The sequence below is a fragment of the Micromonospora sp. SYSU B005 genome (assembly GCF_055362685.1).
This window is the reverse complement of sequence record NZ_JAXCFU010000002.1, coordinates 581,071-601,953: the sequence shown is the minus strand read 5'-3', so window position 1 is coordinate 601,953 and position 20,883 is coordinate 581,071. Positions and strand designations below refer to the sequence as shown.

Here is a 20,883-nt window from a genome sequence, read left to right as displayed (position 1 = left end):
AGGTCGACGGGTCGGCCTCCCCCTGAGTCGCGCTGACGCGCTCCACAGCGCCTGCCCACGTGGTCCTTTTGCCTGAGAGGTTCCGGGGAGAATCTGCCCCTTCGGCGCCGTCGGGTCGACGGTCTCTCCCACGTGGGTGGTACCGGCACCTCCCACGCTACCAGCGGGCGTGTTTCCGGCTCATGTCCCGGGGGTTGATCACACCGGCGCCGGAGCCGCCGCCACCCGGTCGGCCAGCGCGCACAGGGTCGCGCCCAGCGGCGCGTCCAGGCGCAGCGCCGCATACCCGTCGCCGCGGGTGACGCCCTGGTTGACGATCGCCACCGGGATGTCGTGGCGGGCCGCCCGCAGCACGAACCGCCGGCCCGACATCACCGTCAACGACGAGCCGAGCACCAGCAGCGCCCGGGCCCGCTCGACGAGCGCGAAACAGTCCGCGACACGTGGGGCGGGGACCGTCTCGCCGAAGAACACCACGTCCGGTTTCAGCATGCCGGTGCCGCACAGCGCGCAGTCGACGGTGCGGAACCCGGTCACCGCCTCGTCGGGCAGGTCCACGTCACCGTCGGGGTTGACGCGCGCCACCCGCGCGTCGAAGCCCGGATTCGCCTCCGACAGGCGCCGGTGCAGCTCGTCGCGGCCGGTGGCGTTGCCGCAGTCCAGGCACGTCACCTCGTCGAGGCGGCCGTGCAGTTCGATCACGCCGGTGGCGCCGGCGGCGGTGTGCAGCCCGTCGACGTTCTGCGTGATGATCCCGCCGAGCAGCCCGGCCGCCTGCAGCCGGGCCACCGCCCGGTGCCCGTCGTTGGGTGCCGCCCGGGCGATGGTCTGCCAGCCCAGGTGGCTGCGCGCCCAGTACCGCCGCCGGGCCAGCGGATCCCGGGTGAACTCCTGGTACGTCATCGGGGTGTGCCGGCGCGCCGCGCCGCTGGGCCCCCGGTAGTCCGGGATGCCCGACTCGGTGGACAGGCCCGCCCCGCTGAGCACCACCACGTCCCCGGCCGTCACCAGCCGCGCCAGTTCCTCGAACGCCTCACTCACCCGTCCATCGTCCCTCGCCGCGCCGCTCGCTGCCCCTCCCCGCCCACCCCACACTGCGTCGATCATGAGGTTGGCGGTGGTCGGGGCCGGCGTGTCGGGCCGCCAACCTCATGATCGACGAGGCCGGTCGTCCGGCGGGGCTGCCGGGTCCGGGCTAGGTTGAGCCCATGCGCGTCGTCATCGCCGGAGGGCACGGAAAGATCGCCAAACTGCTGGAGCGGGAACTGGCCGGCCGCGGAGACACCGCGCTCGGACTGATCCGCAACCCCGACCACGCCGCCGCGCTGCGCGCCGCCGGCGCCGAACCCGTCGTGTGCGACCTGGAACACACCGACGCCGGCACCCTCGCCGCCCACCTGGCCGGCGCCGACGCTGTCGTGTTCGCCGCCGGCGCCGGGCCCGGCAGCGGCGCCGGCCGCAAGGACACCGTCGACCGGGGCGCCGCCGTGCTGCTCGCCGACGCCGCCACCCGCGCGGGCGTACGCCGCTACCTGCTGGTCTCCTCGATGGGCGTGGACGCCCCGCCGTCCGAGGGCACCGACGACGTGTGGGCGGCGTACCTGCGGGCCAAGAAGGCCGCCGAGGACGACGTCACCGCGCGGGACCTCGACGTGACGGTGCTGCGGCCCGGCCGTCTCACCGACGACGAACCCGGCGGCCGGATCACCCTGGCCCGGCACGTCGAACCCGGCGCGATCAGCCGCGCCGACGTGGCCCGGGTGCTGCTCGCCCTGCTGTACGCCCCGGCCACCGCCGGGCACACCCTGGAACTCGTCGGCGGAGACACCCCCATCGCCGACGCGATCGCCGCCGTCACCGCCTGACACCCGGCCGGCGCGCCCGGCCCGCGATCACCCGCGGGCCGGGACACCGGTCAACGCTGGTGCCGCGACAACGCCGGCTGCGGCACGCCCCCGCCGCCCTGCGGCAACTCCCGCGCGATCCGCTCCATCGTGCGCGACAACTGCTCACTGCCGTCGTCGAGGTGCCGGGCCGCCGCCTGCATGTGCGAGATCATCATCTCGCCGAAGATCCGCAACGCCTCACGCGTCGCCACCGAGTCGTCGAAGCCGCTCCCGGCCGCGCTGCGGTACTCCGTCACCGCCCGCTCGGCCTCCCGCTTCGCCTCCTCCGCCGCCGCCCGCATGTAACTCTCGTACTGGGTACGGGCGTACTCGGCGACCCGGCGCGCGTAGTCGTGGGCCTGCGCGATGATCTGCTCGGCCTCCCGCTGCGCCGCCGACAACAGGTTGACCTCCTTCGCCGCCGGCGCCACCGCCGCCTCCGTGCTCGGGATCACCCCGTGCCGGTGCAGCTCCAGATGGTCGTTGAGCCGCTCGTTCTCCGCCCGCAGGTTCGCCACCTGCGCGGCCAGCAGATCCAGCTCGTCGGCCACCTGCAACCGGAACCGGTCCACATCGGTCTGGTCGTAGCCGCGGCGGGTGAACGCCGCCGACCCGAACTCCCACCGCCGCACCCGGTCCGAGGTCAACCGCACCTGCACCGGACCGGACACCTGCTGCGCGTCGTAACTGCTGATCGGACCCGCGCTCACCGGCACACCTCCGTTCGCGACTGCGGGGCTCGCAACACCGGCTCACTCCTCGCGCTCACCGGCTCACCTCCGTCGTTCCCGGCCCGTCCGCGCCGGTCATCGTCCGCCACGCCGGGCCGTACCAGTGCTTGCCGTAACCCTCGTGATGCACCTGACCCGGCTGGAACCCGGCGCCGGTCAACGCCGCCACCGAATGACCCACCATCTCGTCCGAGCCGCACACGTACACGTGCCGCGACCGCCAGTCCCCGTCGGCCAGCACCCGGTCGGCGATACGCACCGACTCACCCGGCCGGGCCGGATCCGCACCGGCCACGTACGACACCCGCAACCACGGATGCGTCGCCGCCAGCTTGTCGATCGCCTCGCTGTCGTAGAACTCCATCCGCGACCGGGCACCCACATACAGATCCACCCGCCGCCCCGAACTCTCCGCCGCGACCTGCTCCACCAGCGCCTTCACCGGAGCCCAGCCGGTACCACCTGCGAGCAGCAGCAGATCCGACGCCCCGGCCTGCCACAACGTCAACCGGTCACCCACCGGCGACGCCAGGTGGATCTGGTCACCGGCCGCGCACCCGTACACCAGGCGCGACGACACCACACCACCCGGCGCCGCCCGCACGTGCAACTCCACCGTGCCGTCCGGCCGCGGCGCGTTCGCCGGCGAGTAGTACCGCCACGACCGCACCGCCGGATGCGACACCCCGACCGACTGGCCGGGCGTGAACGGCAGCAGATACTGCGGACGTACGGTCAGCACCGCCACGTCGAACGTGCGCTGCTCGTGCGTCAGCACCTCCGCCACCCACCACGGCGGCGACTTCGACTCCGCGGCCTGCGCGCCCTCGGTCATCACCTGCGCCACCAGCCCGTATGCGGCGGTCCAGTCGGCGGCCAGCTCCTCGGTCCACGCGTCGCCGCAGAAGTGCCGCAACGTCGCCAGCAGCGCCTCACCGACCGCCGGGTAGTGCTCGGCCCGCACCGCGAACTTCCGGTGATCCGCGCCGAGCTCCCGCAGGAACCCGACCAGCCGGTCCACCTGGTCCACGTGGGACACCACATGCCCCAGCGCGGCCACCAGACGGTCCCGCTGCCCGGCCATGTTCGTGGGGAACATCTGCCGGGTCTCCGGATGCGCCAGGAACAGCGTCGAATAGAAGTAGAGCGGCACCTGGTCGCCGTGCGCGGCGACCAGGGACCAGCTCTGCTTGAGCCGTGCGACGTCCACGCTCAGGCGTCCCCCGCCGACACGACCTGCTCCCGCACCTGCCCGAGCACGACCTGCACGTCGGCGATCACGTCCGCCGGCACACCCAGCTCCACCAGCGTCGCGGTCAGGTGCTCACCGACCTTCGCGTAGTGCTCACCGGTGATGTTCAGCGGCTGGTGCGCCTCGTCCAGCCCACGGCCCGCGTACTCGTTGGGGCCGCCGAGCACCACCGCCAGCATGAGCGCCAGGTGCCGCCGCTGCTCCACCATGTCCACGTCGGTGAAGTAGCCGGCCAGATCCGGATCGGCCAGCACCTTGTCGTAGAACAGCTCCACCGCGGCCTTCACCGCGGCCGCGCCGCCGATGCGCTCGTAGTGGGAGATCGGGGTGGTCTCGCTCGTCACCGTCATGCTCGGTCCTTCCACCATGGGGCCGCGGGCAGCGCCGCGGCAGGGGCTCGCCGTCCGGCGCGGCGTCACACAGCGTTCCACCGTGACGTCGACACGCCGACGACCGGAACGGACCATAGCGCGCCCGCCGGCACACTTCACGACCACCCTGTGCCGATCCCGAGAACTGTCAATCACGGACAGTGAACGACACGGCGCGAATCGGTGGACGCACCGCAGCCGGCCGGACACGAGCCGTCAACATGGACGACTTACCGTCCTTTTCGGACATCCCGTGCGCGCGTGCCGTGACCTGCGACGACTCACACCCGCCCCGGCCCGCGCCGTCCACCCGCCCCGGCCCGCCGGAAAGGACCACACCCCGTCACCAAAACACGAATCGCGCCACACCCTTTTCGGGCGCGGCGCGATCCCGTCAACGAGACGCGACGCAGGTCACCCGGCCCGGCGCCGCGCCCGCCGCGCCGCCAGCTCGTCACCCACCGACTCCGAGTCCGACTCCGCCTCCACCGCCGGCACGGCCGGCTCCTGCCCACCCACCGGCTCCGCCGGCAGATGCGACAACGAACCCTGGATCTCCTTGAACGCACCACCGATCGCGATGCCGAACACGCCCTGGCCGCCCTGCAACAGGTCGACCACCTCCTCCGGCGACCGGCACTCGTACACAGTCGTCCCGTCGGAGATCAACGTGATGCCCGCCAGATCGTCCACCCCACGCGACCGTAACGCCTCGATCGCCTTACGGATGTTCTGCAACGACACCCCGGCGTCCAGAAGCCGCTTCACGACCTTCAACACCACCAGGTCGCGGAACGAGTACAACCGCGACGTCCCCGAACCCGACGCGTCCCGCACACTCGGCACCACCAGGGCCGTGCGCGCCCAGTAGTCGAGCTGCCGGTAACTGATCCCCACCGCCGAACACGCGGTCACACCCCGGTAGCCGACCTCGCCGTCACCGGCCGGATCGGGCCCCACACCCGCCTGCTGTTCCACACCCGGACCAGGATCCCGCGGCTCGTGCATCGGACCAACCTCCCCGCGCCCGTGGCGGTGCCGCGTCGATTCCCCGTACGCGCACCACTCGACACGGCAACCCTAACGCCGCCCCCCGCACTTCACCCGCAGGAGACACCGCGACACGCCGCGCCACCACCCGGGCGGAACACCTCAACCCGCGAAGTCCTCCGGACGCACCTGCTCCAGGAACTCCCGGAACTTCTCGACCTCGTCCTCCTGCTCGTCCGGGATCACGATCCCCGCCTCGCTGAGGACCTGCTCCGCACAACGAATCGGAGCACCCACCCGCAACGCCAACGCGATGGAGTCACTCGGCCGCGCCGACACCCGCACACCGTCACCGAGGAGCAGATCCGCGTAGAACACGTTCTCCTTCAACTCGGTGATCTCCACCGCCCGCAACGGCGCCTGCAACGCCGTCAGCACATCCCGCAGAAGATCGTGCGTCAACGGCCGGGCCGGCTTGACCCCCTGCTGTTCGTAAGCGATCGCCGTCGCCTCGACCGCGCCGATCCAGATCGGCAGATAGCGGTCCCCCTCGACCTCCCGCAGCAGGACGATCGGCTGGTTGCTGGGCAACTCCACCCGAACTCCGACCACGCTCAGCTCGCGCACCGCCGCCTCCGTGTCGTCGTCACCTTGCACCGCGCCCTTCCCTGCACGGTACACGGACCAGGACACGGGAGTCCCACGCGCTACGTGCACCACGCCTCGCCGGACGGGCATACCCCGGCAAGCCTACGACACGCTCCGCGGACCAGATCTTTCCGCGCCCACACACGACGAAGGGCCGGGCGCACACCGCACCCGGCCCCTCGCACCGACCTCACCGGCCCAACGTCGACCGCAGCCCCACCCGCACCAACGCCGCGTGCAACCGCTGCGACAACGCCACCAACTCCCGCGCCGTCTCCGCCGCCCGAGCCCGCGCCGCCGGATCGCTCTGCCGCGCCAACGGCGCCACCAACTGCGCGAACAACCCGACCTCACGATCCGCCGCCGACCGGTACGCCCGCAGATGCCGAGGCTCCAGCCCGTACGCCGCCAGACCCGCCACCGCACTCGCGATGATCAACGCATCCGCGTCGTACCACCCCGGCGGATCCGACACCAGCACACCCAGCCGCTCCAACTCCGCGAGCGTCGACTCCTCCACACCACTACGAGCGATCAGACCCGCCCGGTCCAGCCGCACCTCCGACGACTCGACCGACTCCACCGGCTCCCGGCCCGGAACCTCACCACCCGGACCCACAGCCACCAGATTCGGCCGCCCCCGCCCCGGCGACGGACCAGACCCGTCCCACCGGGCCAACTGCTCCCGGATCACCCGCAACGGCAGGTACTGATCCCGCTGCGCGGTCAACACGAACCGCAACCGCGCCACATCGTCCCAGCCGTACTTCCGATAACCCGCCGGCGTCCGCTGCGGCTCCACCAGGCCCTCGGCCTCCAGGAACCGCAACTTCGAGATCGTGACGTCCGGAAACTCCGGCCGCAACTGCGCCAGCACCTCGCCGATACTCATCAGCGCAGGCGCCCGCGCCGCCCCGGACGGCGTCGAAGCCGCAGGCTCGTTCACCCCCGGCCGGCCTCCTCCTCCGGGCGCGGACCGGCGATGAACACCACCCGGAACTTGCCGATCTGCACCTCGTCACCGTTGCTCAACGTCGCCGCCTCGACCCGCTCACGATTCACGTACGTGCCGTTCAGGCTGCCCACATCCCGCACCGTGAACGTCCCACCGTCACGGTGGAACTCCGCGTGCCGCCGCGACACCGTCACGTCGTCCAGGAAGATGTCACTGTCCGGGTGCCGCCCACTCGTCGTCACATCGTGGTCCAACAGGAACCGGGCACCCGCATTCGGACCCCGGCGAACCACCAGCAACGCCATACCCGGCGGCAACGAACCGGACATCCGGCTCGGCACCACATCGGTGTCCGGGCCCTCCAGCACTTCGTCGAGCGAGCCGAGATTGAGCGTCGAAGTGACGTCGAGCGGGGGGAACTCGTCGTCTGGGCGCGTCATGGGACCACCTCACGGATCTGTTCGGTCGGCGTCAGGGAATGGCGGGTCTGGCCGCCGGGCAACACCACACCCGGCGGCTGGCTCCCCGTGCCCGGGAAGGCGCATTCCGCAACGCTCAAACTATTGGTTCTCGGTCGACTGGGCGAGCCTAGCCAGCGCCGAAATGCAGGGCAACCGGACGCGCGGAACCTCGCCGCCGCCCGGACAAGCACGAACTCAGCTCTCGGTGAGCTCGCGGTACGCATCAGCGGTCAGCAGACCCTCGACCGCCGCCGGATCGTCCGGAGTGATCTCCACCAACCACCCCGCACCGTACGGATCCGTGTTGATCAGCTCAGGGGTGTCGGCCAGCGCCTCGTTGCGCGCCGTCACCGTGCCACTCAGCGGCGCGTAGATCTCCGACACGCTCTTCGTCGACTCGATCTCGCCCAGCGACTCACCAGCCGCCACCGCACCGGCGTCCGGCAGCTGCACGAACACGATGTCACCCAGGGCGTCCTGCGCGAAGTGCGTGATACCGACGCGGACGACACCACCGTCACCACCGACCACCCACTCGTGCTCGGCGGTGTACCGCAGATCCTCAGGAATCACCAACTGCGTCCTTCGTCATCGGTGCACCGGAGAAACCGGCGCGGCCGCGACCGGTCACGAGACCGGCCGGGCGTGGTCCAGCTTGATCGGCGCGTGCAGCTGCGAAACCTCCACAACCTCACGATCCTCGGAGGTCACGTTACCGCCGGCCTTCCCCACCGATGCGACCACCCCGCCGGGAATGTTCAACGCCGTACGCATCGTCGCCGGATCACCGATCACCATGATCGTGAACGGACCCGTCAACCGCCGCCCGTCCACCACCAGCGCACCGTCCGGCCCGTCCACGAAATACGTCGACGCGATGATCCGCGCCGCCGTACCGTCCGCGCCCTGGATCTGCATCGCCTCCGCGCCCGCACCCCGCAGTTCCTGCACCGCATCCAGGATCCCCGCCGACGACACCGCCTCGGCCGGCCCCGAGAACCGCACCTCAAGACCCGGACCCACCGCCGGCAACGTCCCCGCCAGAATGCCCAGCTCGTCCGCCCGCCGCGTCGCCTCCTCCAGCGCCGCCTGCCGGCCCTGCTCACCCGACCGCAGCTGCCGCTGACTCTCCTCCAGCAACTCGATCTCCTGGCGCAGCCGCCGCTCCCGCGAATCCAGATCCGACGAGATCCGCACCAGGTCCTCCTCCCGCGCCGCCGCGAGCGTCGGATCCGTCGACGTCGTCTTGAACTGCACCACCAGCGTGAAACCCAGCAACGCCAGCAACACCGCGATCATCGCGCCCGCCGACGAGAACCGCCGCGCCACCGACGGCGCACCCGCCGCCGCACCCGGCTCCGGCTCGGACTCCGGCACCGCCTCCCGCTCCGCGGGCTCCACCGCCTCGTCCGGCACCGGCTCCACCGGCGCCAACGGGCTCAACTCGTCCGGATCGGGCGCGTCCGGGCGCGGATCCGGCTCACCCGCCGGACCCGACGGCCGCGCCGGCTCCCCCGGCCGCGGCCACCCGGTACCCGTCTCCCTGTGTTCCTCGCTCATCGCCACAAACCTACGCCCGGAACAGGTGCCGGCGGATCGCCGCCACGTTTCCGAAGATGCGCACCCCGAGCACGACCACCACACCCGTGGACAACTGACCGCCCACGCCCAACTGGTCACCCAGGTACACGATCAGACCCGCCACCAGCACATTCGAGATGAACGACACCACGAACTGCTTGTCGTCGAAGATCCGGTCCAGCTTCGCCCGTACCCCACCGAACACCGCGTCCAACGCGGCCACCACAGCGATCGGCAGATACGGCTGCAACGCCGCCGGCACCGTGGGGTCCAGATACACCCCGAGCACCACACCGGCGAGCAACGCCAGCACCGCGATCATCGGCCACCTCCCGAAGGGCTGGAAGAACCACCCGGGCCGGACGACCCGGGACTCGGCGAACCGGCGGCACCCGAACCCGACGGGCGCGCACCCGCACCCGCACTCGCGCTCGGACCCGGGGTCGCCGGAGGCTCGGCGTAGCGTAGCCGCGGCTGCGGCGCCGCCGGCAGGGTGAGGTCACCGACCCGCTTCACCCCGAACGACAGACCCGTCTTCCGCGCCACCTCACGCATCAACGCCGCCGCCCGGCTCTCGTCGAACCGGTCCCGCATCGACCGCGGCCCGATCGCCTGCACCTCGTACGGGCCCGTCACCGGCCGGTAGTCCACCAGGATCGCCTCACCCGCCGACCGGATCGTCGACGTCGCCGTCAACCGCTGGCCGTTCACCGCCACCGCCTCGGCGCCCGCCGCCCACAACGCGTTGGCGACCTTCTGCAGATCCGAATACAGCACCCGCGACGGACCCGCGTCCCCGTTCGTCACACCGTCCTGGTCCGCCGCCGCGTCGGCCAGCCGCACCACCACGCCGTCCCCGCGCACCCGGGCCAGGCCCGTACCCGCCTCCAGCGTGCGCAACCGGGACGCCTGCGAACCGCTCAACGTCGCGTCCCGCTGCCGGCTGACATCCTCGCGCAACTGCTCGGCGCGCTCGGTCAACCGGTCGGTCTCCGCCTCGCGCCCCTTGATCTCCGCGACCAGACCCGCCCGCGCCGTCGCGCGGCTCGGCTCCTCCGCCATCGTCTCCCGGTACGCCACCGCGAACAAGAACCCGATCAGCGCCAGCACCAGCAGGCTCACCGGCCGGCCGAGCACCTCCCGCACCCGCGACATCGAGCCCGTCGCCCGGCGCGCGGCCGCGTCCCCGTACCCCGGGTCCAGTGGATTGCGGAACAGCTCGGTCAGGAAGTCCGGCGCGTACACCCGGTTCGACGGGTCGCGCTCCTTCTCCCCGTCCCGCGGCGGCGACGTGGTCATGCCGCCGCCTCGGTACGCCGGGCCCGCATGGCCCGCACGAGACGGCTCGCCTGCACCACGTACATCGCGCCGGCGACCCAGTAGAGGACCAGGCCCCACCAGGCCAGCCCCCAGCCGATCGCGCCGGCCGCGGTGCCGGCGTCCGGCACGGCGTCTGCGAGCAGCAGGATCGGGAACGCCGCGAGCAGCAGGAACGTCGCGGTCTTGCCGACGTAGTGCACCGGCGGCGGGCCGTAGCCGTAGCGGCGCAGCACCCCGAGGGACACCAGCAGCAGGAGTTCCCGGGCCAGCAGCGCCCCGGTGAACTGCCAGGGCACCACCTCGCGGGCGGTGAAGGCGAGCAGCGTGGCGAGGATGTAGAGGCGGTCGGCGAGCGGGTCGAGCAGCTCACCGAGCCGGCTCACCTGGCCCAGGCGGCGGGCGATCCAGCCGTCCACCCAGTCGCTGGTGCCGCCCACGGCGAGCACCGCGATGGCGGCGACGTCGGCCCGGACCACGAGGAACAGGTAGAGGAAGATCGGCACGCCGACGAGCCGGACGAAGCTGATCAGGTTGGGCAGCGTGAGGACGCGGTCTCCCACGACCGTGGCGGTCCCGGAATCCGGTTGCTCCGCTGGAGCCGGCCGACGCGACACCGAACCCTCCCTTCGCAGCACGGTCCGGCAGCCGGATGAACGGCCGCTGGAGGGACGTGCGCGTTGCCGGCCGGTCAGACGCCGGCGCCCTCTGTGATCCCGGGCTGGGACCTCCCCGACGCGGCCCGTCCTCGTGGTGATCACGGGCCGCCCAGTTGCGCTGCCACTATATCGGGCTCGCCCTTCTCCGCCGGACGCCCGCTGCGCCGTTGCTCAGTGGTGTCACGGTGGCGACCGTCACAACCGCTAAGGCGTCCTAGGATACTAGTTGAGCAGTGGAAGGAAGGTCGGGCGGCGGTGCGAGCGGTCAGGCGGTACGGGCGGTCGAGTCCGAGCCGGCCTGCGGGGCAGTGGCCGTCGCGGCCTGGCTGAACGCCACCAGCGCCAGCAGCAGCTCGTGCTGCACCCGGTTGGGCATCCGGTCGAGCACGGCCTGCACCGCCCGGTGCCGTCTCTCCTGCAGGTCGCGCAGCAGCGTGTCGGCGGCAGCGGTCGGGATCAGCCGCACCTCCCGCCGGTCGCGCGGGTCGGCCACCCGGCGCAGCAGGCCGACCGCCTCCAGGCGGTCGCAGAGCCGGCTCGCCGACGACGGGACCACGTCCAGCAGCTCGGCCAGCCGGTTCACGTTGGTGTCCGGATGCGACACGATCAGCGACAGCACCCGCAACTGGGTGGGCGAGACGCTGACGGTGTGCCGGGAGGTCGCGGAGTCGAGCACACCGATGAGCGCCTCCGCAGCCGACTCGATGGCCGCGGCAAGATTCGGAGGTCGCTCCACTCGCTGTCCCCTGCGATCGTCCCGCTCGTGTTCGCTCCGCCGGCCCGCTCACTGCCCCGTCACGTCGTCGGACCGGCTGGAGCCGCGCCAGTCCAGGCAGACGACGACCGCGTCGTCACGGAGATCCGCGTCGGCATGGTACGCATGCAGTTCGCGCATCACCGTACCAACTGCCTCGGTCGCCGGCTGCAGCCGAGTCGACCGCATCGCGCGCGCCATCGCCCGGACACCGTACGGCTCCTGCTCGTCGGGCTCCGCCGCGTACACGCCGTCGCTGACCACGAAGAGGCGATCGCCCGGCTCCAGAGTGAACTCCTGCACGTCGTAGCGGGTCTCGGCGAACATGCCCAGCGGCAGTTGCTGCTCCAGCGCGATCGGTGTGACACGTCCGCCGCGCAGCCGCAGCAGTTGCGGCGACCCGGCGTCCACAGCGCGCATCACGCCCCGGCGGCTGTCCAGCTCCAGCAGCAGTGTGGCCACGTGCCGGTTCCCCCGGTGCTGGTAGTAGATGGTGTCCGAGGCCAGCTCCGCCTGTTCCACCAGGCTGCCGCCGGAACGCCGTGCGTTGCGCATCGCGTTCACCGTCATCGCCGTGAGCATCGACGCGGCCAGCCCGCTGCCGGTGCCGTTGAGCACGGTCAGGGTGAGCCGGTCGCCGTCCACCGACCAGTCGAAGTGGTCACCGCCCACGGTGTACGCCGGTTCGAGCTGCCCGGCGAGCAGCGCGTCACCGAGTCGTACGCTGCGCCCCGGCAACAGGTCCCACTGCATCTCGGCGGCCATGCTCAGCCGCTCCCGCCGCCGGGCACGCCGGTAGCGGTCGGTCTCCCGGTCCGCCGCGCGGATCGCCACGGCCAGCTCACCGGCGGCGTCCCGGGCGGCCTCCACAGTGGCCGCATCCGGATCGCCGGGCAGCTCCACCATCAGCACGCCGAGCCGCTCCCCCCACACCGACAACGGCAGGTAGGCGCGGCAGCGGCCCTCCTCGACGATGTCCAGCACCGGCTCCTGACTGCTGAAGCAACGCTGCGCGACGCTGTGGGCCAGCAGCGGGCCGCCGTCGGGCACGTCCGGGTCGAGCACCGGCCAGAGTCCGCTGGCGCGGTAGTCGGCGACGAACACCTCCGCCCGCGCGGCCCCGAGCGTCTGGCGCAGCACCGCGTCCGCGGTCTCCGCCAGCTGGTCGGGTGGCGCCGTGCGCAGGGCACGCGACACCGATCCGGACGCCTCCGGCATGCTCATCCTCCGATGACGACTATTGCTACAGGGCAAACATCATACGAAGGCCGCCCGACGGCGAACGCCCCGCCTCGGCCGGGTGTGACGGGGACCAGCTCAGCCGGCCGGGCGCACCGCCAGCGCGCCGTGGAACGCGTCCGGCACCGGCTCGGGCTCACCGGCCGGCCGCCACCGCGCCACCGGCACGATGCTGTCGCCGGTCGGCTGCCAGCGGCCCAGCAGCGGCGCGAACCGCTCCGGCGCCCGCATACGGAACGCCGGACCCATCATGGCCAGCGCCTCCGGGTACCCGGCCAACTCCTCGGTGTCGAAGACCAGGAAACCGTCGATCCCGTCGACCGTCATCGCCCGCACGGTGCGGCCGAGGAATCCGCGCAGGGCCCGTACGCCGACTCGAACGCGGCGGCCGCGGCGACGTCCACCGGGCGGTGGTGCCGGCCGCCGAGCCAGTAGTCGATCATGCGGGCGGTGCTCGGTCCGTCCGGCTGATCCATCGACGGGGCTCCCTCCCCTGGGCGCTGCACGTCAGCGTACCCACCGGGGCGACCCCGGCGGTATCGCCCCGGGCCGGCCGTCCGGGCCGCGATACTGGCCGCGGGAGCGCCGGCCACGAGGAGGTACTGGTGAACTCGGCGAACGGGGCCGCGGTGGTGGTCGGGGTGGACGGCTCCGAACCGGCCATCCGGGCGGTCCGCCTGGCGGCCCGGGAGGCGCGGCTGCGCAACCGCCCGCTGCGGGTCGTGCACGGGTTCATCTGGCCGCTGCTGCGTGTACCGGTCTCCGCGCCGGCCGGCTCACCACCCGGCGCCGGGCTGCGCAACCAGGCCGAGCAACTGGTCACCGACGCGGTGGCGGTGGCCGAGGCCGAGTCGCCGGGGCTGCGCATCACCGGCGAGATCATCGACGGGGAGGCGGCAGCGGTGCTGCTCGGCGAGTCCCCCACCGCCGCCCTGGTCGTACTCGGCGATCGGGGCCTGGGTGGCTTCGCCGCGCTCGTGATCGGGTCGGTGGCCGTGCAGGTCGCCTCGTACGCCGACTGCCCGGTGCTGATCGCGCGCGGCACCGCACACGACGGCGGCCCGGTCGTGGCCGGCGTGGACGGCTCGACGCTGTCGCGCGCCGCTGTCGAGTTCGCCGCCGAGACCGCGTCCGCGCGCGGCGCCGCGCTGCGCGTGGTGCACGCCCGTCCCCGCGGCCGGGACGACGCCGAGGAGGAGCGGGTGCTCACCGAGGCGCTCGCCGGGATCGGCGAGCGCTGGCCGGACCTGCCGGTGCACGCCGAGGCGGTACGCGCCAAACCGGTCACGGCGCTGACGGCCGCGTCGGCCGAGGCCCAGCTGGTGGTGGTGGGCCGGCAGGGCCGGGGCGAGCTGGGCGGGCTGCTGCTCGGCTCGGTGAGTCAGGGGATCCTGCACCGCTCCGCCTGCCCGGTGGCTGTGGTCCGCGCCGCCGACTGAGCAGCGCCCAGCCGGCCCGGGCGGGGATCCGGCCGGCAACGGTTGGTCCCGGCCCGGGCGGGTAGACGCCTACGGTCAGCCGACAGCGATCCGCAGGAGGCAGAGATGCCAGGACCACGGCCGGGCAGCAACGCGTACGACAAGCAGCGGGCACGCCTTCGCGACCTCGTCGAGCAGTCCGGACGGGCGTCGGACAAGGAGGCGAACCAGGTCGCCAACCGGATCCTCCAGGACGACAGGGGGCAACGCGGTGTGGTCCGGGGCGAACGGACCTACGGCCCCAAGGGCAACCGGGAACCGGGTGACCCTAAGTGAGGACGGCAGCGGTTGTCGACGGCGCCATCGCGGGCGCCGTCGGCAGCGCCGTCCTCAACGCGGTCTCGTACCTGGACATGGCGCTGCGGGCCCGGCCGGCCAGCAGCACCCCCGAATCGGTCGCCGGACGGCTGGCCGACGTCACGCACGTCGACCTGGGCCCCGGCGACGAGGCGGAGAACCGCCGCTCCGGTCTCGGGCCGTTGCTCGGCTACGCCACCGGCATCGCCGCGGGGGCCGCGTTCGGCCTGCTCGCCGCGCGGCGGCGGATGCCGTTGCCGCTGGCCGCGGTGCTACTCGGCGGTGGGGTGATGGCCACCTCGGACGGCTCGATGACGGTGCTCGGCGTGACCGACCCGCGCACCTGGCGGCGCAGCGACTGGGTCTCCGACCTGATCCCCCACCTGGCGTACGGGCTGTCGGCCGCAGCCACCTGGCGGCGGCTGCGGCCGACGTCGGCTCGCGGTTAGCTCTCGTCGTCGGCGACCGGCTCACCGGCCGGGCCGTACGGCGACACCTGCCCCTTGGGGACGGGCCGCCCCGCGTCCGCGTTAGACGTGCCACGGCTCCGCGAACGGCCGCCCGCCTGGGTGGCCGTCTTGCGACTGTCCTGGCTGGTGGCGCCGAGGTCGTTCCGGCGCAGTTCCTCCTGCTGCGGCTTGACCACGGGTCTCTCCTTCCCGGTGGGGCGCACGGCCGTCGACCGCGCACCGGACAGGCGTACCCGTCGCCGCCCGGCGCATTCCGGATCGGCCCGGGGGTCTGCCCGGGGCCGGGGCGGGTAACCCGGGTGGATGCCAGACGATCGCAACGTCGCACGTGCCCTGCTGGACCGGCAGTCCCGCACGTACGCGGAGGAGGCCGGCATCGCCCTCGCGGACCGGCCCGGCCCGCTCTACCAGCTGCTCGTGCTGACCACGCTGCTGAGCACCCGGATCCGGGCCTCGGTGGCGGTGGCCGCCGCCCGGGAGCTGTTCGAGGCCGGCTACCGCACGCCGCAGGCGATGGAGGCGGCGACCTGGCAGGACCGGGTCGACGCGCTGGGCCGGGGCCACTACCGGCGCTACGACGAGCGGACCGCGACCATGCTCGGCACCGGCGCCCGGCTGTGTCTGGACCGATGGCACGGCGACCTGCGCCGGCTGCACAAGGAGGCCGGCGCCGACCGGGCCGTGCTGCGCCGGCTGCTCACCGAGTTCCCCGGCATCGGCCCCACCGGGGCGGACATCTTCCTGCGCGAGGCGCAGTCGGTGTGGCCGGACGTGCGCCCGTACGCCGACCGGCGCACGCTCGCCGGAGCGCGGCGGCTGGGCCTGCCCGCGAGTCCTGGTGACCTGGTCGGGCTGGTCGGCGAGGCCGACTTCGGCCGGCTGGCGTCGGCGCTGGTACGGGTGGCCCTGGGCGAGGAGTCGGCGGGCGAGGTGAGCCGCAGCGCCGCCACGGCCCACTGAGCTACTTGGCGGGGCCGGGCTTGGTCAGGTTCCAGGCCAGCAGCGAGGCGAGCAGCGCGAGCAGCACCACGCCGCCGGAGACGCCCTCCTCGCCGCTGCCGCGGCTTCCGGTGAAACCGAAGTAGATCACGGCCAGTCCGGCCAGCACGGTGATGAACGTACGCAGTCCTCGGTCCTTCACGCCCGCACCGTACGACCGGCGGCCGGGCCCGGGACGGTGATCGGCCGGTTGTCCCCCGTCCGGGTGTCAGTCCGGGCTGCGGCCGACGGCGGGGCCGCGCAGCCGGACCCGGCGAATCGCCCGTCCCGCCACCTCGACCACCTCGACGGTGAGGCCGGGCAGTCGCACCCGCTCCCCCGGGCCCTCGGGCAGCCGGCCCAGCCCGGCCAGCACCAGGCCGGCCACCGTGGTGTACTCCCGGGACAGCGGGAACGTCACGCGGACGCCCACGTCGGGCAGGTCGTGCAGCGGGAAGTCGCCCGGCAGCAGCAGCGCGCCGTCCGGTTCCCGCACGGCGCGGCGCACGTCCCGGTCGGTCTCGTCGTACAGCTCGCCGACGACCTCCTCGAGCAGGTCCTCCATGGTGACCAGGCCGTCCACGCCGCCGTACTCGTCGACCACCAGCGCGAGCTGCTCGTGCCGCTGGCGCAGCTGCCGCATCGCGTCGGCCACCGGCAGCGTGCCCGGTAGCAGCACCGGCGGGCGGGCCCGGTCACCGACGAGCGCCCCGTCGGCGTCCACCAGGTCGCGGATGTGCACGGTGCCGCGGACGTCGTCGAGCCCGCCGGGTCCGATCACCGGCGCCCGGGACCGGCCGGTGGCCGCGAGGCGGCGCATCGCCTCGGCGGCCGGCAGGTCGGCGGGCAGCGTGGTCACGTCGCGGCGCGCGACGAGGATCTCCCGCAGCGTACGGCCGGCGATGTCGAACGCCCCGGCGAGGATCTCCCGCTGCTGGGCGGACAGGCCCCGCTGGCTGACCAGCATCTCCCGCAGCTCCTCCTCGGTCACCTCCTCCCGGCTGGCGCGCGGGTCGCCGCCGGCGAGCCGGACCAGCAGGTCGGTGGAGCGGCCGAGCAGCCACACCGCCGGCCGGGACAGCCGCGCCAGCAGGTCCAGCGGCGCGGCGCTGATCAGCGCCCACCGTTCCGCCGTCTGCATGGCCAGCCGCTTGGGCGCCAGCTCCCCCACCACGAGCGTGAGGAACGTCAGCAGCAGCGTCACCACGAACACCGCGACCGGGCGGGCGGCCCCGCCGAGGAATCCCAGCGGTCCGACCAGCGGCTCGGCGAGCGTCACCGCGGCGGCGGCCGAGGCGAGGAACCCGGCGAGCGTGATGCCGAGCTGGATGGTGGCCAGGTAGCGGTTGGGTTCGCGGGTGAGGCGGCTCAGCCGCGCCCCGGCCCGCCCGGAGCGCGCCAGCCGGCGCAGCTGCCCCTCCCGCAGGCTCACCAGCGCCATCTCGCTGCCCGACAGGGCGGCGTTCACGAGGATCAGCACCAGCACCAGCGCGACCTGGACACCCATCAGTCCGTCTCCAGGTCGTCCAGCGAGATCGCGTGGGTCATCAGCCAGCGGGCCAGCGCGGCCATCCCGAACAGCCACAACGGCGCCGACTCGGTGGGGCCGTTGGTGGCGTAGATGGCGAAGCGCAGGTCCGGTGCCCGGTACGCCTCGATCCGCCACTTGTGGTTCTTGTCCCGCCAGACCGCGGAAGGGTCCATGGCGCCACGGTAGGTGACCGGGGCGGGCGGGCGACGCCTGTTGGCTCAGCCCGGCCGGCGGACCACCTCGCGGGCGTCGTCGGGCAGCCGGCGGGTGGCACCGCGCCGGTCCAGCAGCTCCAGCAGCGGCACCGCCACCCGGCGGGTGGTGCCGAGCGCCTGCCGGGCGGCGCTGAGCGTGAACGGCTGCGGCAGCCCGGCGAGCACGCGTACCGCGTCGTCCGGGGCGCCGGGCAGCAGCACCACGTTCTCGGCGAGCTTCAGCAGCGCGCCGGCGCGTACCGCGGCGCCGATCTCCCGGGGGCCGAGCCCGAGGTCGGCCAGGTGGTGTGCCTCGGGGGCCTGGAACGGGCGGTCGCCGTACTCGGCCCGGACCCGGTCCACCGCCCGGGCCACCGGGTCCGGCAGCGTGCCCTGCGGCGCGGCGGTGACCAGGCCGTCGCGCAGTCGCAGCGGGGGGCGCAGCAGCGCCGTCACCAGGGCGCGGTCGGGCAGGTCGAGCCGGTGCCGCAGCACGTCGACGGGTACGCCCGCGGCGAGCGGATGCTCGGCGGCGTACCGGGTCACCTCCTCGGTGAGGCGGCGGCCCAGGTCCCGCCAGTGCTCCGGATCGGCCAGCCACTGCCCGGCCACCGGCGTCGCGGTCGGCGGGACACCCATCCGGGTCAGGTCACCGGCGCGGACGAGCCGCCGCCGGCGTAGCTCCCCGGCCAGGTCCGGCCGCCCGTCCAGCCCGGCCAGCACCGCCGCGCGAGCCGCCGCCGCGCCCCGGCGGCGCAGCGGCGGCGGGTCCACGTCCAGCACCGTCACGCCGCCCGCGACGTGGTGCCGGCCGGGGTCGCGCAGCAGCGCCCGGTCCCCGATCAGCAGCGGCAGCGGGCGGGCCAGGCGCAGCCGTACCGTGTCCGGGCCCAGCGGCCGGACCCGGGCGGGCACCGCCGCCGCGCCCACGTGCAGCGTGAGCGTGGCCGGGAGGTCGGCGGCCGGGTCGCCGGACAGCCGCACGTCGAGCAGGTCGGTACGCCCGAACCGGCCGGGGCTGAGCAGCGCGTCGCCGCGCCCGACCCGGTCCCGGGGCAGGCCGCGCAGGTTCACCGCGACCCGGGCCACCGCCTCGACCTCGGCATGCGCGACACCGAGAGAGTGCAATCCGCGTACCCGCACCGTCTCCCCGGTGGCGGCCAGTTCCAGTTCGTCGCCGACGCGCAGCCGGCCACCGCCGAGCGTGCCGGTGACCACGGTGCCGCTGCCGCGCACGGTGAACGCGCGGTCCACCCAGAGCCGCACCGGGGCGTCCCGGGCCGGGTCGGGCAGCCGGAGGGTCAGGCGATCAAGCGCGGCGCGCAGCTCGGGCAGCCCGGCCCCGGTGACCGCGGAGACCGGCACCGCCTCCACAGCGCCCAGCGACGTCGCGGCGATCTCCGTGCGGGCCCGCGCGGTCGCCGGTCCGGGATCGGCCAGGTCCGCGCGGGTCACCACGAGCAGCCCGTACGACACACCCAGCGCGTCCAGCGCGGCCAGGTGCTCGGCGGACTGCGGCATCCAGCCCTCGTCGGCGGCCACCACGATCAGCGCGGCGGGGACCGGGCCGACACCGGCGAGCATGTTCGGCACGAACCGCTCGTGCCCCGGTACGTCGACGAACGCGATCGTGCCGCCCGACGGCAGCGTGGTCCAGGCGAAACCCAGGTCGATGGTCATGCCGCGGCGGCGTTCCTCCGCCCACCGGTCCGGTTCCATCCCGGTCAGCGCCCGCACCAGCGTCGACTTGCCGTGGTCGACGTGCCCGGCGGTCGCCACCACGAACATGCCGGTCAGTCCTCCACGCTCAGCACGGCCGCCCGGACCCGGTCGTCGGCGTCCTCCGGCACGGCACGCAGGTCCAGCAGGAGCCGCCCGTGCAGCACCCGGCCGAGGATCGCCGGGTCGCCGGTGCGCAGCGGTTCGGCGTACCGCTCGGGCAGGCTCAGCGCCCACGAGTCCAGTTCCACGCCCGGTGCCCCGCCGCCGCCGACCACAGCCGCGCTGGGCACCACCTCGGCCTTGCAGCCGTCCTCACCGAGCCGGTCCCGCAGCCGCTCCAGCCGCTCCCGCAGCCGGGCCGGGTCGGCGTGCAGCGCGTCCCGGGTGGGCGTGGACGGGGCGTACAGGGTGGCGGCGAGCGCGGCGAGGGTGAGCTTGTCGACCCGCAGCGCCCGGGCGAGGGGGTGCCGGCGCAGCCGCTGCACCAGGTCGGCGTCGCCGAGCAGCAGACCGGCCTGCGGGCCGCCGAGCAGCTTGTCGCCGCTGGCGGTGACCAGGTGCGCGCCCGCCCGCAGCGTGGTGGCCGCGTCCGGCTCGGCGGGCAGCAGCGGGTCCGGCGCGAGCAGCCCCGACCCGATGTCGGCCACCACCGGCACGCCGAGCGTGGCCAGCTCGGCCACCGGCACCGCCGAGGTGAAGCCGGTGACCACGAAGTTCGACGGATGCACCTTCAGCACGAACCCGGTGCGCTCACCGATCGCGGCTTCGTAGTCGGCGCGCGTGGTGCGGTTGGTGGTGCCCACCTCGCGCAGCCGCGCGCCGGTGCTGGCCAGCAGGTCGGGCAGGCGGAACCCGTCGCCGATCTCGACCAGCTCGCCGCGGCTCACCACGATCTCCCGGCCGGCGGCCAGCGCGGTCGCGGCCAGCACCAGCGCCGCGGCGCCGTTGTTCACCACGTGCACCGCCGCCGCGTCGGGCACCGCCGCGGCGAGCGCGTCGAGCGCCTCCCGGCCGCGCCGGGCCCGCCGGCCGGTCCGCAGGTCCAGCTCCACGTCGGTGTGCCCGGCTGCGGCGACCAGCGCGTCCACGGCGGACGGGGCGAGCGGGGCGCGCCCCAGGTTGGTGTGCAGCACGACGCCCGTGGCGTTGAGCACCGGGCGGGGCGTACGGCCGGGCAGGTCCGCCAGCGCCGCGTCGCGTACCTGATCGGGGGTCAGCTCGCCGCGCCGCGCGCGGGTCTGCGCGCTGACGATCGCGGCCTTGACCCGGTCGCGGCCGAGCGTCGCGGCGGCGGCGGCCAGCGCGGGATCGGCGAGCAGCGCGTCGGTGCGCGGCACCCGCCGTCGCGGGTCGACCTCACGCATCGGCG

General features: G+C 73.8%; 28 protein-coding genes and 1 riboswitch. Of the genes, 5 read left to right on the top strand and 23 right to left on the bottom strand.

The annotated features are described in order from the left end of the window. Positions 1-50 precede the first annotated feature (50 nt). Positions 51-141, bottom strand: a riboswitch (glycine riboswitch). A gap of 57 nt (positions 142-198) precedes the next feature. Next, on the bottom strand, positions 199-1,041 hold the full coding sequence (locus tag SM452_RS08080; RefSeq protein WP_463839615.1) for an NAD-dependent protein deacetylase: 843 nt from the start codon (positions 1,039-1,041) through the stop codon (positions 199-201). Positions 1,042-1,208: 167 nt separating this feature from the next. Here SM452_RS08080 and SM452_RS08075 point away from each other — a divergent pair, with 167 nt between their 5' ends. Further along, positions 1,209-1,865 (top strand): SDR family oxidoreductase, encoded by a 657-nt coding sequence (locus SM452_RS08075; protein WP_355511753.1) that lies wholly within the window; start codon positions 1,209-1,211, stop codon positions 1,863-1,865. 50 nt (positions 1,866-1,915) lie between these two features. Here SM452_RS08075 and SM452_RS08070 read toward each other — a convergent pair whose 3' ends face one another. The 16 genes from SM452_RS08070 to SM452_RS07995 all read right to left on the bottom strand — a co-directional run bounded on the left by SM452_RS08070 (position 1,916) and on the right by SM452_RS07995 (position 13,320). After that, positions 1,916-2,596, bottom strand: a complete 681-nt coding sequence (locus SM452_RS08070; RefSeq protein ID WP_262015771.1) for a DivIVA domain-containing protein — start codon at positions 2,594-2,596, stop codon at positions 1,916-1,918. Between the two features lie 55 nt (positions 2,597-2,651). Next, positions 2,652-3,827: a globin domain-containing protein gene (locus SM452_RS08065; protein WP_262015772.1), complete on the bottom strand. Its 1,176-nt coding sequence runs from the start codon at positions 3,825-3,827 to the stop codon at positions 2,652-2,654. 2 nt (positions 3,828-3,829) lie between these two features. Further along, a complete protein-coding gene (locus SM452_RS08060) occupies positions 3,830-4,219 on the bottom strand; it encodes a group I truncated hemoglobin (RefSeq protein WP_262015773.1) in 390 nt (129 codons plus the stop codon). 435 nt (positions 4,220-4,654) lie between these two features. Then, positions 4,655-5,248: a MerR family transcriptional regulator gene (locus tag SM452_RS08055; protein ID WP_262015774.1), complete on the bottom strand. Its 594-nt coding sequence runs from the start codon at positions 5,246-5,248 to the stop codon at positions 4,655-4,657. Positions 5,249-5,392: 144 nt separating this feature from the next. Beyond that, positions 5,393-5,857 (bottom strand): bifunctional nuclease family protein, encoded by a 465-nt coding sequence (locus tag SM452_RS08050; protein WP_036311069.1) that lies wholly within the window; start codon positions 5,855-5,857, stop codon positions 5,393-5,395. 211 nt (positions 5,858-6,068) lie between these two features. Next, a complete protein-coding gene (gene ftsR, locus SM452_RS08045) occupies positions 6,069-6,770 on the bottom strand; it encodes a transcriptional regulator FtsR (RefSeq protein ID WP_262015775.1) in 702 nt (233 codons plus the stop codon). A gap of 50 nt (positions 6,771-6,820) precedes the next feature. Beyond that, a complete protein-coding gene (gene odhI, locus SM452_RS08040) occupies positions 6,821-7,273 on the bottom strand; it encodes an oxoglutarate dehydrogenase inhibitor Odhl (RefSeq protein WP_007071101.1) in 453 nt (150 codons plus the stop codon). A 216-nt stretch (positions 7,274-7,489) separates the two neighbouring features. After that, the gene (gene gcvH / locus SM452_RS08035) at positions 7,490-7,867 is read right to left on the bottom strand and encodes a glycine cleavage system protein GcvH (RefSeq protein WP_463839614.1); all 378 of its coding nucleotides are present in this window, start codon (positions 7,865-7,867) and stop codon (positions 7,490-7,492) included. Positions 7,868-7,921: 54 nt separating this feature from the next. Then, entirely contained in the window at positions 7,922-8,854 is a 933-nt protein-coding gene (locus SM452_RS08030; protein WP_355511757.1) for a DUF881 domain-containing protein, read from the bottom strand. A 10-nt stretch (positions 8,855-8,864) separates the two neighbouring features. Then, a complete protein-coding gene (locus SM452_RS08025) occupies positions 8,865-9,197 on the bottom strand; it encodes a small basic family protein (protein WP_007071104.1) in 333 nt (110 codons plus the stop codon). After that, positions 9,194-10,174 carry a DUF881 domain-containing protein gene (locus tag SM452_RS08020; protein ID WP_463839613.1) on the bottom strand — a complete coding sequence of 327 codons (981 nt, stop codon included), beginning with the start codon at positions 10,172-10,174 and terminating at the stop codon, positions 9,194-9,196. The genes SM452_RS08025 and SM452_RS08020 overlap by 4 nt, the downstream gene beginning before the upstream one ends. Then, a complete protein-coding gene (locus tag SM452_RS08015) occupies positions 10,171-10,809 on the bottom strand; it encodes a CDP-alcohol phosphatidyltransferase family protein (protein ID WP_013286376.1) in 639 nt (212 codons plus the stop codon). The genes SM452_RS08020 and SM452_RS08015 overlap by 4 nt, the downstream gene beginning before the upstream one ends. Positions 10,810-11,116: 307 nt before the next feature. After that, positions 11,117-11,587, bottom strand: coding sequence for a MarR family transcriptional regulator (locus SM452_RS08010; protein WP_194803349.1), 471 nt, complete (start codon positions 11,585-11,587; stop codon positions 11,117-11,119). Between the two features lie 48 nt (positions 11,588-11,635). After that, a complete protein-coding gene (locus tag SM452_RS08005; protein WP_262015779.1) occupies positions 11,636-12,823 on the bottom strand; it encodes a PP2C family protein-serine/threonine phosphatase in 1,188 nt (395 codons plus the stop codon). A gap of 99 nt (positions 12,824-12,922) precedes the next feature. After that, the gene (locus SM452_RS08000) at positions 12,923-13,171 is read right to left on the bottom strand and encodes a hypothetical protein (RefSeq protein ID WP_355511760.1); all 249 of its coding nucleotides are present in this window, start codon (positions 13,169-13,171) and stop codon (positions 12,923-12,925) included. Beyond that, positions 13,168-13,320, bottom strand: coding sequence for a hypothetical protein (locus tag SM452_RS07995; protein ID WP_355511762.1), 153 nt, complete (start codon positions 13,318-13,320; stop codon positions 13,168-13,170). Before SM452_RS07995 ends, SM452_RS08000 begins: the two co-directional genes overlap by 4 nt. A gap of 129 nt (positions 13,321-13,449) precedes the next feature. On the opposite strand from SM452_RS07995, the gene SM452_RS07990 reads away from it, so the two are divergent. From SM452_RS07990 to SM452_RS07980, 3 genes are all read left to right on the top strand, one after another. Next, a complete protein-coding gene (locus SM452_RS07990; protein ID WP_463839612.1) occupies positions 13,450-14,283 on the top strand; it encodes a universal stress protein in 834 nt (277 codons plus the stop codon). Positions 14,284-14,388: 105 nt separating this feature from the next. Then, positions 14,389-14,598, top strand: coding sequence for a hypothetical protein (locus tag SM452_RS07985; protein ID WP_013286381.1), 210 nt, complete (start codon positions 14,389-14,391; stop codon positions 14,596-14,598). Beyond that, positions 14,595-15,068 (top strand): hypothetical protein, encoded by a 474-nt coding sequence (locus tag SM452_RS07980; protein WP_366623503.1) that lies wholly within the window; start codon positions 14,595-14,597, stop codon positions 15,066-15,068. Before SM452_RS07985 ends, SM452_RS07980 begins: the two co-directional genes overlap by 4 nt. Here the strand turns inward: SM452_RS07980 and SM452_RS07975 are convergent. Beyond that, the gene (locus SM452_RS07975; RefSeq protein ID WP_043323973.1) at positions 15,065-15,265 is read right to left on the bottom strand and encodes a hypothetical protein; all 201 of its coding nucleotides are present in this window, start codon (positions 15,263-15,265) and stop codon (positions 15,065-15,067) included. The two genes, SM452_RS07980 and SM452_RS07975, sit on opposite strands and share 4 nt — an antisense overlap. 127 nt (positions 15,266-15,392) lie before the next feature. Between SM452_RS07975 and SM452_RS07970 the strand changes: the two genes are divergently transcribed. Continuing rightward, the gene (locus SM452_RS07970) at positions 15,393-16,049 is read left to right on the top strand and encodes a hypothetical protein (protein ID WP_463839611.1); all 657 of its coding nucleotides are present in this window, start codon (positions 15,393-15,395) and stop codon (positions 16,047-16,049) included. Position 16,050: 1 nt separating this feature from the next. Here SM452_RS07970 and SM452_RS07965 read toward each other — a convergent pair whose 3' ends face one another. The 5 genes from SM452_RS07965 to selA form a co-directional block, all read right to left on the bottom strand. Beyond that, complete coding sequence (locus SM452_RS07965; RefSeq protein ID WP_355511785.1) at positions 16,051-16,230, bottom strand: hypothetical protein; 180 nt, start codon at positions 16,228-16,230, stop codon at positions 16,051-16,053. A 66-nt stretch (positions 16,231-16,296) separates the two neighbouring features. Then, positions 16,297-17,574 carry a hemolysin family protein gene (locus SM452_RS07960; RefSeq protein WP_355511772.1) on the bottom strand — a complete coding sequence of 426 codons (1,278 nt, stop codon included), beginning with the start codon at positions 17,572-17,574 and terminating at the stop codon, positions 16,297-16,299. After that, positions 17,574-17,771, bottom strand: coding sequence for a hypothetical protein (locus tag SM452_RS07955; protein WP_030503909.1), 198 nt, complete (start codon positions 17,769-17,771; stop codon positions 17,574-17,576). Before SM452_RS07955 ends, SM452_RS07960 begins: the two co-directional genes overlap by 1 nt. 45 nt (positions 17,772-17,816) lie before the next feature. Next, positions 17,817-19,580 (bottom strand): selenocysteine-specific translation elongation factor, encoded by a 1,764-nt coding sequence (gene selB / locus SM452_RS07950; RefSeq protein WP_463839610.1) that lies wholly within the window; start codon positions 19,578-19,580, stop codon positions 17,817-17,819. Between the two features lie 5 nt (positions 19,581-19,585). Continuing rightward, positions 19,586-20,878, bottom strand: coding sequence for an L-seryl-tRNA(Sec) selenium transferase (gene selA, locus SM452_RS07945; protein WP_463839609.1), 1,293 nt, complete (start codon positions 20,876-20,878; stop codon positions 19,586-19,588). Positions 20,879-20,883 lie beyond the last annotated feature (5 nt).

Bases quoted from the DNA above. Each gene is read 5' to 3' on its own strand.
- SM452_RS08030 (WP_355511757.1), bottom strand. From the start codon at position 8,854: ATGAGCGAGGAACACAGGGAGACGGGTACCGGGTGGCCGCGGCCGGGG.
- SM452_RS07970 (WP_463839611.1), top strand. From the start codon at position 15,393: ATGCCAGACGATCGCAACGTCGCACGTGCCCTGCTGGACCGGCAGTCC.
- SM452_RS08005 (WP_262015779.1), bottom strand. From the start codon at position 12,823: ATGCCGGAGGCGTCCGGATCGGTGTCGCGTGCCCTGCGCACGGCGCCA.
- SM452_RS08075 (WP_355511753.1), top strand. From the start codon at position 1,209: ATGCGCGTCGTCATCGCCGGAGGGCACGGAAAGATCGCCAAACTGCTG.
- SM452_RS08055 (WP_262015774.1), bottom strand. From the start codon at position 5,248: ATGCACGAGCCGCGGGATCCTGGTCCGGGTGTGGAACAGCAGGCGGGT.
- SM452_RS07955 (WP_030503909.1), bottom strand. From the start codon at position 17,771: ATGGACCCTTCCGCGGTCTGGCGGGACAAGAACCACAAGTGGCGGATC.
- ftsR (WP_262015775.1), bottom strand. From the start codon at position 6,770: ATGAGTATCGGCGAGGTGCTGGCGCAGTTGCGGCCGGAGTTTCCGGAC.
- SM452_RS08020 (WP_463839613.1), bottom strand. From the start codon at position 10,174: ATGACCACGTCGCCGCCGCGGGACGGGGAGAAGGAGCGCGACCCGTCG.
- SM452_RS08000 (WP_355511760.1), bottom strand. From the start codon at position 13,171: ATGACGGTCGACGGGATCGACGGTTTCCTGGTCTTCGACACCGAGGAG.
- selB (WP_463839610.1), bottom strand. From the start codon at position 19,580: ATGTTCGTGGTGGCGACCGCCGGGCACGTCGACCACGGCAAGTCGACG.
- SM452_RS08025 (WP_007071104.1), bottom strand. From the start codon at position 9,197: ATGATCGCGGTGCTGGCGTTGCTCGCCGGTGTGGTGCTCGGGGTGTAT.
- SM452_RS07985 (WP_013286381.1), top strand. From the start codon at position 14,389: ATGCCAGGACCACGGCCGGGCAGCAACGCGTACGACAAGCAGCGGGCA.
- odhI (WP_007071101.1), bottom strand. From the start codon at position 7,273: ATGACGCGCCCAGACGACGAGTTCCCCCCGCTCGACGTCACTTCGACG.
- selA (WP_463839609.1), bottom strand. From the start codon at position 20,878: ATGCGTGAGGTCGACCCGCGACGGCGGGTGCCGCGCACCGACGCGCTG.
- SM452_RS07960 (WP_355511772.1), bottom strand. From the start codon at position 17,574: ATGGGTGTCCAGGTCGCGCTGGTGCTGGTGCTGATCCTCGTGAACGCC.
- SM452_RS07995 (WP_355511762.1), bottom strand. From the start codon at position 13,320: ATGGATCAGCCGGACGGACCGAGCACCGCCCGCATGATCGACTACTGG.
- SM452_RS08060 (WP_262015773.1), bottom strand. From the start codon at position 4,219: ATGACGGTGACGAGCGAGACCACCCCGATCTCCCACTACGAGCGCATC.